The sequence below is a fragment of the Desulfobacter latus genome (genome assembly GCF_013389365.1).
GTDB lineage: Bacteria > Desulfobacterota > Desulfobacteria > Desulfobacterales > Desulfobacteraceae > Desulfobacter > Desulfobacter latus.
In genome coordinates this window covers 40,206-52,516 of the sequence record NZ_JACADJ010000022.1, presented here as the reverse complement: position 1 = coordinate 52,516, position 12,311 = coordinate 40,206, and the positions used below count along the sequence as shown (strand labels likewise).

Below are 12,311 nucleotides of genomic sequence, written 5' to 3'. Positions count from 1 at the left end.
AGCGATCGGCGAGTTCAACCGCCTTTTCAAACAAAGGAAGATGGGCCACATCCTGGACATACGCCCTACATAGAGCCTACCCTAATCGCTGGTTTATCAACGGATTAGGGCAGGTGATAAGATCAACCGACAAGATGAAGCATTGGTTTAGCCTTCGTCAATGGATAAAAGTCACATGAGGAGCCGTGTACGGACCCGTACGCACGGTTCTGTGGGCAGACGGGAGTCAATGGACTCCCTCTGACCCGATGCGCCATGGGTAAAGACAAATTTTGGCGGATTTATGCCAAACACCACGCTATAGAAAATTTTCAGCGTCTTTCCGGAGAAAATGCAGGGGATGACTGGCAGATCAATCAGGCCGGTTTTCGCATGGATACCCAATTATCTTTGGCTGACAATTTAACTCTCCAAGGAGATTTCTACGATGGTCGTATCCATCAAGATCTCTATCTTTACAGTCAGGCGTCACCATACATGGATGAATTTCCCGTAAAAACCGATGTATCCGGGGGCAATATTATCGGCCGGTGGACAAAAATCCTTTCCGGTTCATCGGAAATGTTTGTGCAGATGTATTACGATGGCATGCAACGTTCCGAGGATATCCTCAACGAAGACCGGCACAACGTTGATGTGGAATTCCAGCACCGCTTTGGAGTCGGTTTTGGGAACGATATTATCTGGGGACTTAGGCTGCGTCATTCACATGATGATTATTCAGGCTCAAAAGTTGCGTTTATGGATCCGGTCAGCACAAATGACCTGCTGTACTCGGCCTTTATCCAGGATGAGATATCTTTACTTGAGGATAAAATCAAACTGACCTTTGGTTCAAAATTTGATCACAACGATTATACCGGCCTTGAAATTCAGCCCTCCACAAGGCTGTTGTGGGCACCTGGTAAACACCACAGATTATGGACGGCCATTTCCCGGGCCACCCGGATTCCCTCCCGGGTAGAGGCCAATGCCATGGTCTATCTCTCAGGAACAGATATCGCCGGCAACCCGTTGTATAGCAGATTCGTAAATAATGAGGATCAAATGGCAGAAACACTATGGGCCTGGGAAGCAGGATACCGGTTTATTCCGCAACAAAACCTTTCCATTGATCTGGCACTGTTTTTTAATGATTATGAAAATCTAAGGATATATACACCGCAGGATTCCGCCTATTTTGACGCCGATAGCCAAGTACTTGTCCAGGACATTGTGCTAAGCAACATGTCCAATGCCCGGTCCTGGGGAGCAGAGATTGCCGTGGATCTGGCCACAGGCAGGAAAGTCAAATGGACCCTGGCCTATTCACTGGCATACCATGATTATGACAATGACCACAATTTTGAAATCGACTTTGGATTTACAAAACATCTGGTATCCTTGAAGAGCCGGTTTGATTTGACGGAAAACCTGACCCTGGACGCCTGGTTTAGATATGTGGGCAAAACAAATGCAACTTACGCCTTTTCTGAAACCGTCATCTATGAAATTGACGATTACGCAACCCTGGACCTGCGCCTGGGATGGTGGATTCGGCCGGATCTGGAATTTTTTCTGACCGGGCAGAACCTGCTCCAGGACAGGCATCTTGAGTTTGTCCAGGAAGCATTCAGCCATCCTGTGGAAGTCCCCCGTAGCGCCTATGCCGGCCTGACCTATAAATTCTGAATGATGCTGTATTCTCCATGGCAAAAAAAACAAGGTAGATGCAACCTTTAACGTATAAAATAATAAAATTATTCATCCAGGCCTGTATCTGCCAGATTCTGCTATGTATTATTGCCACAGGAACAGTTCAATCGCAAAACCTTGAAGAGTATAGAGTCAAAGCAGCCTTTATTTATAATTTTACCAAACTCATTCAATGGCCCCAAACTGCATTTGACAGTGACGGGGAAGATTTTAAACTGGTGGTGTTCGGCGATGAATATCTTAAAGAATCTTTTCAGAGCATTGATGGAAAAATCAGTACCGGACGCCGCATATCCATCCAATACTCTTACTCTGACCCCAAAGCCGACAATTATAAAAAAACGCTGGCAAAAAGTCATATTATATTCATCAGCAGGCATATACGCTTGGCGCAGGTCTTGGAAGTTTTAAGCAGTATTGGGAACAGACCGGTTCTCACGATTGGTGAAGACAAAAATTTCAGCCGGGCCGGAGGCATCATTCAATTCTTCACAAAAAATGATCAACTCCATTTTGAAGTCAATATGAAAGAAGCCGAGGCACATCAGCTCAAATTCAGTTCCAGGCTGCTTAAACTGGCTGTCATCGTAAATGAAAAAGAATGAAACCCAAAAAACAATTAAACCATAGCGCCGTTTCCATCAGGACAAAACTGTTCCTGACCTTTGGATTTACGGCATTGCTGGCCCTTTTTATGATGGCCGCTTCCATGGTGACCTATGAAACCTATAATGCCAGAAAAAATCTGGTTGATGAACTTGTATCCATGGCCAACCTGATCGCGCTGAACGCTTCGGTTGCCATGATGTTCAATGACCGGAATGCGGCATTGGAAGATCTAAGCGCTCTTTCTGCAAAACAGGGCATTATCGGCGCGGTTCTTTACGACCCCCATGGCACAATTTACGCTGATTTTTCAAGGGGTGGCATTTCCATTAACACCCTGGCGCATGAAGTCAGACAGGTATGCAAGCCGGGTCTGTCCCCAATTGAAATGACTGCCGCCCAGAAAAGTCTCAGCGGCTTCACAAACGGCCATGCACATGTGATCCTGCCGGTCAATTTTAAAGACAATTTTTTAGGTGCCATTCACCTGATTGATGATATGCAGCAACAGAAAAAAAGACTGTTTGCCTATTATCTGATTGTTGCGGGCATTGTCATCATCTCTTTAGCAGTGGTCCTGATTCTGTCTTCCAAAATGCAATCCATCTTCACCCGACCATTATTTGATGTTATTGATTCCATGAGGCAAGTCACCCGGAAAAAAGATTATCAGGTCAGGGTAAAAAAATGCAGCAACGATGAGTTCGGTGTACTTGTGGAGCAGTTTAACCAGATGATCGAAGAGATCCAGGCCAGGGACGAAGCCCTGAATTCATACAGTTCAACCCTTGAATCCAGGGTCAAACAAAGAACCTTGGACCTGACCCAGGCCAAGGAAGAACTCGAATCCACGGTCATTCATCTGGAAAAGGCCCAGAAAAAAGCAGAAGAAGCAAGCCAGGTAAAATCCCGGTTCCTTGCCAACATGAGCCATGAAATCAGAACGCCCATGAACGGCATTATCGGTATGACGGAAATATTGCTTTCGTCCAAACTTTCCAGTGACCAGGAAACATTTGCAATCAATATTCAAAAATCTTCCCATGCCCTGCTTGCAATCATCAATGATATTTTAGATTTTTCTAAAATTGAAGCGGGCAAACTTGAAGTTGAATCCATTGCCTTTGATTTAGGCAGCCTGTTGACGGACATCACATCACTTTTGATGCCTGTGGCCAAGGATAAAAACCTTAATCTAACCGTTGATATCCAAAAAGGAACACACCTTTTCCTGTTGGGAGACCCGACAAGAATCAGACAGGTGCTGATCAATCTTGTGGGCAATGCCATAAAATTTACAGAAAAAGGCGGGGTAACCATCATGGTTTCTACATCTCTGCATAGGGCGCGTGAATTTAAAGGCATTGGAAGCCGGAGAGGCCGGGTTGACCTGACCATCGCCATAAAAGATACCGGTATCGGTATTCCACCTGAAAAGCAACAATTTTTATTTACAGCATTTTCCCAGACAGACACCTCTTTTACACGCAAATATGGAGGCACCGGACTCGGCCTTGCCATTTCATCAAACCTGGTGTCACTTATGGAAGGCACCATCCGGTGCATCAGCAAACCGGGACAGGGAAGCATATTCTCTTTTGTTCTTCCTTTGCGACAGGCAGAACAAGATGTGAACGAAATTTCTTTGGCCGCACGTCCCCGGACCCCAAAGACGGATAAGATCAATCTTCATGTGCTGGTGGCCGAAGATAATATCACCAATCAGGATGTTTTTTCAGCCATGCTCAAAAAATTTGGATGCAGGGTCGATATTGCAGACACGGGTGTTGATGCCGTAGATAAATTTATTTCTTTAAAACCGGACATCATCCTCATGGACTGCCAGATGCCGAAAATGGACGGTTATCAGGCCACCCGGAAAATCAGAAAACATGAAGAAACCCTTGGCATCCATACCCCCATCATCGCCATCACCGCCCATGCCATGGCGGATGAACAGGAGAATTGCCGGGATGCGGGCATGGACGATTTTTTGACAAAACCCTTCATGATGGCAGATCTTTTGAAAATATTAAAAAAATGGGACTTTAGGAATGGGTCTTAAATACTTGCCCATTTTTATATATCCAGGAGCGCGAGCGGGCGTCCCGCTCGCAGCAACGATGCAGGCGGGACGTCTGCGCTCCCAGGTTAAATTAGCGCCCTTTGGGCGGGCTGTTAGGTGCTGGGTGCTGGGTGCTGGGTACTGGGAAATGGAAATTCCTATACTCTTAAATTAATCAACTGCCGCTTCGAAGGACATTGGACTTTCATATAAACCATAATAAATGATATATGGTACAGGATTCGGTTTCGACCTAACAAAAGAAATGGAGGTTAGTGCGTTGTATTCAAAAATTGTAATTTTAGATTTTCCATCGCAATCGGCCCAACGGCCTATTGTCTGTCAGCTGGTTAAACAATATGACCTGATGTTTAATATCTTAAAGGCACGAATATCTTCAAAAAAAGAAGGGCATATGGTGCTTGAAATCTCTTCTGCCGGGAGAGCGGCATTTAATAAGGGAATCACTTATTTAAAGGAGCAGGGGGTCCGTGTATCCACGCCCGAGCATAAAATTTACAAAGATGAAGAAAAATGCACCCATTGCGGCGCATGTACGGCGGTTTGTCCCACAGACGCCCTGTACATTAAACGCCCTGAAATGGAAGTGATATTTGATCTGAATAAATGCAGTCTGTGTGAGCGCTGTCTTCTGACCTGCCCTGTCCGGGCCATGGGTCTGTTCAGTGACGATTTAAAAGAAACGGCCTGATGTCTGATTCTCCGGTTGTGGCTGTAGCCCTGAGCGGCGGCATAGATTCCCTGGTAGCAGGGGTGCTTATTAAACAGCGTTTTAAAAAGGTTTTCGGTGTTCATTTCACCACCGGCTATGAAAAAAATGTGCAGGACGTATCTGCCCTGGCATCTGTTTTGGGGTTTCCCATGCACACCATAGACCTGTCCCGGGAATTTGAAACCAGGGTGGTTGATTATTTTGTGTCAACCTACATGGCCGGAAAAACCCCCAATCCATGTCTTATCTGTAATATGCAGATAAAATTCAAGGCGTTGTTTGACCATGTAAAAACGCTTGGCGCGGATTTGATGGCAACCGGCCATTATGCAACGGTGGTTAACAGGTACACCCCCGGCAGAGAAAAGCTCACAGCGGCATGGCTTGAACGGGGGAGTGACCTGAACAAAGACCAGTCATATTTTCTATCCATGCTTTCCCCTGACATTTTAGACAAATTGGTCTTTCCCCTGGCCGGTTTTACAAAAACCCAGGTCCGGGCATTTGCCGGGCAACACAACCTTGTGCCGGTTGTGCCGGGGGAAAGCCAGGATATCTGTTTTTTGCCGGATAAACATCACGGGGCGTTTATTATCGCCAAAACCAACGCTCCCCCTAAGCCCGGGCCGGTGGTTGACAGCCGGGACAACATTGTGGGGTCCCATCAGGGGCTTCACACATTTACGGTTGGCCAGCGCAGGGGGATCAATATTCCGGGCCCGGCACCCTATTATGTAAAAAAAATTAATATGAATACCAATACACTTCATGTGTGTTTTAAATCCGATCTTGCCCAAAAACGGATGACGGTTGAACAGATGACCTGGAATTATCCTGAAAAGGAACACATCAGGAATCTGACCGTTCAAATCCGGTACGGCCACACGGCAGCCCCTGCCCGCCTTGACTGGGATAAAACACTTGGCATTGTCACATTTGACACGCCTCAAAATGCGATAACGCCTGGACAGGCAGCCGTATTCTATCACGGCAACCGCGTATTAGGTGCAGGCTTGATTCAGTAATCCAATGAAGAAAAAAACATTTTATATCGAAAGTCTTGGCTGTAAAGTCAATCAATATGAATCAGACGGTATTGCCGCCCAGCTTGAAGCCCATGGATTTTCAAGGGCGGGCAAGGGCAGTCCCGCTGATATTTGTATTGTCAACACCTGTGCAGTGACCGCCAGGGCCGGCATGCAGTCCCGCCAGGAAACCAGAAAACTGATCCGTGAACATCCCGATGCAACAGTGATTGTCACCGGGTGCCATGCACAGACAGATCCCGAACAGTTCAAAAAAATTTCAGGGGTGGATCACATTGTCTGTCACCAGGATAAAATATTGATCCCCGCATATCTCACCCGGGAACCGCCTGAAAAAAATTTATTTGAATTTGAATTCAGAAAACCTGAATATGGTAACGCATCACGCTTTTTGGGGTTTGACCGGCCCGTATACGGAAAAATGACCCGGGCCTATCTGAAAATCCAGGATGGCTGCAATCAGTTCTGCACCTACTGCATTATCCCCTATGCCAGGGGCGCATCCGTATCCATGCCCTTTGACCAGGTCATGGCCCATGTTTCAGGCCTGAACAGGCAGGGATTCAAAGAGGTGATTTTGACAGGCATTCACACAGGGTTATATGGTCTTGATTTAACGCCTGAAACCTCCTTGACTGAACTTGTAAAAACCCTTGATGAAAAACAGCCGGTGGATCAGATAAGGATTTCCTCCATAGAGCCCCATGAAATAACAGATGATCTTATTCATCTGGCACGTCCCGGGCATATTTTGTGCGATCATTTCCATATTCCTCTCCAGGCAGGGGACAATGGGATTTTATCCCGTATGAAGCGGCCTTACTCAGTTGAACAGTTTTCAGAAGTCATCCACAGCATCCATGGGACCCTGCCCCATGCCGGTATCGGCCTTGATGTGATCATGGGTTTTCCCGGTGAAACCGACAAGGCATTTGAAAATACATACAAGCTTGTGGCAGACCTGCCTGTATCTTACCTGCATGTATTCCCCTATTCACCAAGAAAAGGGACGCCGGCATGGCATTTCACCCCAAAGGTGCCGTCGGGTACGGCAAAAAAAAGAGCGGCACTGATGCGCGAGCTTGGCGCGCAGAAACATCAAGATTTTATTACGTCAAATCAGGGTCGGATACTTAAAGGCCTGATCCAGAATCAACGGGACCGGCGCACCGGTCTGTTAAAGGCGGTGACCACCAACTACCTGACCGTCCTGATTAAGAATGAAAAGGATGCACATGGCAATCCCGACAGCCTTAAAGGACAAATCGTTAATCTTAAATATGATCAATGCAGCGACGGCAACGGCCTTATCGGCAACATTGTTCTGCCCCCCCTTGAGCATAAAGATTCCTGACCGCATCAAGAATTTCGTTGGCCACGGCCTGCGCTTGACGCTTGGAATGTTGGTATATTGGGGCTTGATTCTATTGTCAGCCATTTTTCGTAGGGGCAATCCCCCTGTGGTTGCCCTTGTTATGAAATTTTAGAAAGTTCGTCCGATGCTTAAACTTGAAGAGATTAAAAAAAACGCCCAAATTTGTGGCATTCAATCAGAAGATATTGTTCGGATTATCCAAGTCGAGCCGGTAGGGGATGCCGCAGTTACCGTCTATTACAAGGATAGCCAGGGAAATCTTGGCGAACAAATGCTGTTTCGATCCGATGAGATGCGCCTGGCGCTTGCTCAAGCTGGACGTCCGTGGGCATTTGATGCCCCAGGAGCCGACTTCAAACTGGGACTTGAAGCCTATCGAATCTCCCAGGCAGCCTTGTTCGATCCTATGATGGCGGTTCACACGTCCAATGTCGACCCCCTGCCCCATCAAATTTCAGCAGTGTATGAATCCATGATTCCCAAGCAGCCTTTGCGGTTTGTTCTGGCGGACGATCCCGGTGCCGGAAAAACCATTATGGCAGGGCTTCTTATTAGAGAACTACTCATGAGAGCCGATGCCAAGCGGATTTTAATCGTCTCTCCCGGATCTTTGACGGAGCAATGGCAAGACGAGATGCTGGAGAAGTTCGGTATCCAATTTGAAATTTTCAGTCGGGAAAAGCAGGAACAGTGTGCCACAGGAAATTATTTTGAAGAGACCGACCAACTGATTTGCCGTCTGGATCAGCTCGCTCGAAACGATGCGTACAAAGAGAAACTGAAAAATACGGATTGGGACCTGATCATCGTTGATGAGGCGCACAAACTTTCCGCAAGCTATTATGGCAACACCATCAAAGAGACAAAGCGATTCAAGCTGGGCAAACTTCTCGGCCGTATTACCCGTCATTTCTTACTCATGACGGCAACGCCCCACAATGGAAAAGAGGAAGATTTTCAAATCTGGCTCTCTTTGCTGGATGGGGATCGATTCTATGGCAAATTCCGGGAAGGTGCGCATAAGGTCGATGTGTCGGACATGATGCGTCGCATGGTCAAAGAAGAACTCTACAAGTTCGATGGCACCAAACTTTTTCCAGAGAGATGTGCATACACCACCAACTATAAACTTTCCGAACTTGAAGCCGCGCTCTATGCGCAGGTAACCACATATGTGTGCGAAGAGATGAACAGGGCCGACAGATTAACGGGAAACAAAAAAAATACCGTTGGTTTTGCATTGACTCAACTGCAGCGTCGCCTGGCATCCAGTCCAGAGGCGATTTTTCAATCGTTAAAACGTCGTCGGAAGCGGTTGGAAGCCAAGCTGGAAGAAACGAAATTAATGGCCCGTGGTGAAGCGGTTCTGCGTGATGGTGTTGCAGAAACCATGGGGGAGTATACCGTTAAAAAGAAATTCGACATCCCTGAAAATTTTGATGAGCTGGATGAAGAACTCAATGCCGAAGAGTATGAAAACTATGCAGAACAGGTGGTAGATCAGGCCACGGCAGCGGAAACCGTTCCAGAGTTGGAAACAGAAATCCGTATATTGAAGCAAATCGAGCTGCAAGCCAAGCATGTGGTGCAGTCCGGCAATGACAAAAAATGGGAAGAGCTGTCAGCCCTTCTTCAGGACACACCGGAAATGTTCACCCAGAGCGGCAGTCGGCGGAAACTGATCATCTTTACGGAACATAAGGATACGCTGAACTATCTATCCTGCCGTATTGAAGACATGCTGGGCAATCCCAATGCCGTCCGCATCATCTACGGCGGCACCAACCGGGATGATCGAAGAAAAATCCAGGAAGAGTTCCGAAACGATCCGGAAGTGATTGTGCTCATTGCAACCGATGCCGCGGGTGAAGGTGTCAACCTGCAAAATGCCAATCTGATGGTCAATTATGATCTTCCCTGGAACCCCAACCGCCTGGAGCAGCGGTTCGGTCGAATTCATCGTATCGGTCAGGCGGAAGTCTGTCATCTCTGGAATATTGTGGCCAATGAAACACGAGAAGGCGAGGTGTTTCAAAAACTGTTCAGCAAAATCGAAGTGGAAAGAAAAGCGCTGGGCGGCAAGGTGTTCGATGTATTGGGAGAAGCCTTTGACAATGTGTCGTTAAAGGATCTCCTGGTGGAGGCCATTCGATTCGGTGAAGATCCGGCAACCAAAGCCAGGATGACGGAAAAGATTGAAGGGGCACTGGATACCGATCGTTTGAAGGAAATCATCCGGCGTAACGCCTTGGTTGAAGAACATATGGGGCTTGAAGAACTATATGCCATCAAAGATGAGATGGAAAAGGCAGAGGCCCGAAAGCTCCAGCCCTACTTCATCCGTGCATTTTTTACAGAAGCCTTCCAGAACCTTGGCGGAGAGATGCGCTCCCGTGAAAGCGGTCGTTTCGAAATCCGGCATGTGCCGGCAATGATTCGGGAGCGGGACCGGATAATTGGAGAGCGTCGGACACCGGTGGTCAGACATTATGAACGGATCTGCTTTGAAAAACACGCCATCCGGCAATATGGAAAACCCATGGCAGAGATGATTCATCCCGCGCATCCCCTCATGCATGCCACCACGGATCTGGTGTTGCAAGCACACCGGCAGAAGCTGAAACAAGGGGCTGTCATGGTGGACCCAACCGATAGCGGGGTGAACCCCAAAGTCCTTTTTATGATCGATCATACCATCCGGGAAGCATCCCAAAGCCAATCCATTAAAGAAAAGCAGGTGGCTTCCCGTCGGTTGCAATTCGTGGAAATTGATGAAGCAAACAACGCCTTCAATGCCGGATGGGCACCGCATCTGGATTTGGAACCCATTGATGACTATGATCGACAGCTGGTCGGTGATATTTTGGATGCTCCCTGGTTAACAAACAACCTGGAAAACCTAGCACTGACATATGCCTCCAGGCAATTGGTTCCTAATCATTACAATGAAGTAAAAACACGCAGAGTACGCCATGCCGACAAGGTGCTTTCTGCTGTGAATGATCGACTGATCAAAGAGATCAACTACTGGTCGGATCGATATATCAAGCTCCAGGATGATGTCAGTGCCGGAAAGCAGCCGCGCATGCAGCCGGAGAATGCCCGTCGCCGGGTCGATGAGTTGACCGCCCGTCTTGAGCAGAGAAAATCGGAATTGACCGCATCGAAAAATGTGGTCTCCAGCACCCCGGTGGTGATTGGGGGTGTCTTGGTGATCCCGCAAGGGCTTTTGGACTATCGAAAAGGGAAAACAACAGTTTGTGCTGATGCCGATCATCGGGCGCATGTAGAGCGGATTGCCATGGATGCTGTCATGGATGTCGAAAAAAGTTTCGGGCATACCGTCAAAGATGTGGGGGCAGAAAAATGTGGATGGGATATCACGGCCCGTCCAGCGCTGAATGCAGATGGTTCCATGACACCGGATCGACACATTGAGGTAAAGGGGCGCTCCAAAGGCCAGACCACCATCACCGTCAGTCGGAATGAGATCATCTATGGCTTGAATCAGGCTGAAAAATTCATTCTTGCCATTGTCATCGTTGATGGCGATACCCATGAAGGGCCGTTTTATATTAGAAATCCATTTCAAAACGAACCGGAGTTTGGTATTGCCGGGGTGAACTATGAATTGAACACACTGCTGTCAAAGGCAGTATCACCGGAGCATACAGTATGATGAAACTGTCAAGTATCACCGTTGAAAATTTCAGATGTTTTGAGAAACTGATTTTGGATCTCCATCCCGAACTTACCGTTCTTATTGCCCCTAATGGTGCCGGTAAAACGACAATGCTGGATGCCGCCCGGATTGCCGTTTGGCCTTTTGTCAAAGCATTTGATCTCAGTGGACAGGTAGGAAAGTCTGCGACCATACAGACCGAAGATGTCAGAATGGTTCCTCATCCCAAAAGCATTATGGAGCCGGTAATGCCCTCAAAGGTTATCGCAACAGGCACCTGGTTTGACAATGGACCGAAAGAAACGTGGGTACAAACCAGAAAAAAGATTAAACGCGGCACTAACACGCTTTATGATTCAGAAAGTCGGAAATTAATCAAATTCGGTGAAACCCTTCAAAATCAGGTAAGAGATCTTGAAAGCAAAATTCCTGTGAATCTTCCCCTGATGGCATATTTTGGATCTGGACGTCTTTGGTATCAGGGACGTCATTCATCTATTGCAAAAGATAAAATGCTTGACCGGGGAACTTTCTCTCGAACTTGGGGCTACAGAAACTGCATTTCCGCTACATCCAACTACAAACAATTTGAAGAGTGGTATGCATGGGTGTACCGGAGTTACTGGGAAGAACAAATCAGCCATAATGAAAAGGGCACTCCCCTTGGACCGGAAGGACAAGGTTTTTTAAATGCGATTACGGTTATTAAAAACGCAGTTAATGAAATAGTTGAAAAAGAGACCGGATGGAAAGATATCGCTTATAGTGCAAGCCTCCAACAACAATTGGTCCTCTCCCATCCCAAAGATGGGAAAATTCCTTTGAGTTTACTGAGTGACGGTCTACGCAACAGCATTGTCACTGCTGCTGATATTGCCTTTCGTTGTATCAAACTCAATCCGCATTTTGGAATTAAAGCAGCCCAAAAAACAAGCGGTATTGTCATGATCGATGAGGTGGATATGTTTCTTCATCCAGCATGGCAGCAGACCATTATTCCTTCATTTCAAAGGGCTTTTCCTAAAATTCAATTCATTATGACCACCCACAGCCCCTCAGGTACTATCTACAGTAAAAAGCGAATGTATCCGGATTTTGAAAGATGGTAA

The 12,311-nt window shown here is 47.0% G+C and carries 8 protein-coding genes; all 8 read left to right on the top strand.

Translation table 11 applies throughout. The features are described 5' to 3' along the window. Positions 1-255 precede the first annotated feature (255 nt). Entirely contained in the window at positions 256-1,671 is a 1,416-nt protein-coding gene (locus tag HXW94_RS08560) for a TonB-dependent receptor plug domain-containing protein (protein WP_246293805.1), read from the top strand. A 38-nt stretch (positions 1,672-1,709) separates the two neighbouring features. Then, the gene (locus HXW94_RS08555; RefSeq protein ID WP_178366478.1) at positions 1,710-2,300 is read left to right on the top strand and encodes a YfiR family protein; all 591 of its coding nucleotides are present in this window, start codon (positions 1,710-1,712) and stop codon (positions 2,298-2,300) included. Further along, entirely contained in the window at positions 2,297-4,366 is a 2,070-nt protein-coding gene (locus HXW94_RS08550; protein WP_178366477.1) for an ATP-binding protein, read from the top strand. The genes HXW94_RS08555 and HXW94_RS08550 overlap by 4 nt, the downstream gene beginning before the upstream one ends. 223 nt (positions 4,367-4,589) lie before the next feature. Next, complete coding sequence (locus tag HXW94_RS08545; RefSeq protein WP_343054563.1) at positions 4,590-5,078, top strand: NIL domain-containing protein; 489 nt, start codon at positions 4,590-4,592, stop codon at positions 5,076-5,078. After that, positions 5,078-6,124: a tRNA 2-thiouridine(34) synthase MnmA gene (gene mnmA, locus HXW94_RS08540; RefSeq protein WP_178366475.1), complete on the top strand. Its 1,047-nt coding sequence runs from the start codon at positions 5,078-5,080 to the stop codon at positions 6,122-6,124. The genes HXW94_RS08545 and mnmA overlap by 1 nt, the downstream gene beginning before the upstream one ends. A gap of 4 nt (positions 6,125-6,128) precedes the next feature. Further along, positions 6,129-7,499: a tRNA (N(6)-L-threonylcarbamoyladenosine(37)-C(2))-methylthiotransferase MtaB gene (gene mtaB / locus HXW94_RS08535; protein ID WP_178366474.1), complete on the top strand. Its 1,371-nt coding sequence runs from the start codon at positions 6,129-6,131 to the stop codon at positions 7,497-7,499. 145 nt (positions 7,500-7,644) lie between these two features. Beyond that, on the top strand, positions 7,645-11,199 hold the full coding sequence (locus tag HXW94_RS08530; protein WP_178366473.1) for a helicase-related protein: 3,555 nt from the start codon (positions 7,645-7,647) through the stop codon (positions 11,197-11,199). Beyond that, positions 11,196-12,311 carry an AAA family ATPase gene (locus tag HXW94_RS08525; protein ID WP_178366472.1) on the top strand — a complete coding sequence of 372 codons (1,116 nt, stop codon included), beginning with the start codon at positions 11,196-11,198 and terminating at the stop codon, positions 12,309-12,311. The genes HXW94_RS08530 and HXW94_RS08525 overlap by 4 nt, the downstream gene beginning before the upstream one ends.

What these genes read in the sequence shown, in the direction of transcription:
- HXW94_RS08560 (WP_246293805.1), top strand. Translation starts at nt 256, where the DNA reads ATGGGTAAAGACAAATTTTGGCGGATTTATGCCAAACACCACGCTATA.
- HXW94_RS08555 (WP_178366478.1), top strand. Translation starts at nt 1,710, where the DNA reads ATGCAACCTTTAACGTATAAAATAATAAAATTATTCATCCAGGCCTGT.
- HXW94_RS08550 (WP_178366477.1), top strand. Translation starts at nt 2,297, where the DNA reads ATGAAACCCAAAAAACAATTAAACCATAGCGCCGTTTCCATCAGGACA.
- HXW94_RS08545 (WP_343054563.1), top strand. Translation starts at nt 4,590, where the DNA reads ATGATATATGGTACAGGATTCGGTTTCGACCTAACAAAAGAAATGGAG.
- mnmA (WP_178366475.1), top strand. Translation starts at nt 5,078, where the DNA reads ATGTCTGATTCTCCGGTTGTGGCTGTAGCCCTGAGCGGCGGCATAGAT.
- mtaB (WP_178366474.1), top strand. Translation starts at nt 6,129, where the DNA reads ATGAAGAAAAAAACATTTTATATCGAAAGTCTTGGCTGTAAAGTCAAT.
- HXW94_RS08530 (WP_178366473.1), top strand. Translation starts at nt 7,645, where the DNA reads ATGCTTAAACTTGAAGAGATTAAAAAAAACGCCCAAATTTGTGGCATT.
- HXW94_RS08525 (WP_178366472.1), top strand. Translation starts at nt 11,196, where the DNA reads ATGATGAAACTGTCAAGTATCACCGTTGAAAATTTCAGATGTTTTGAG.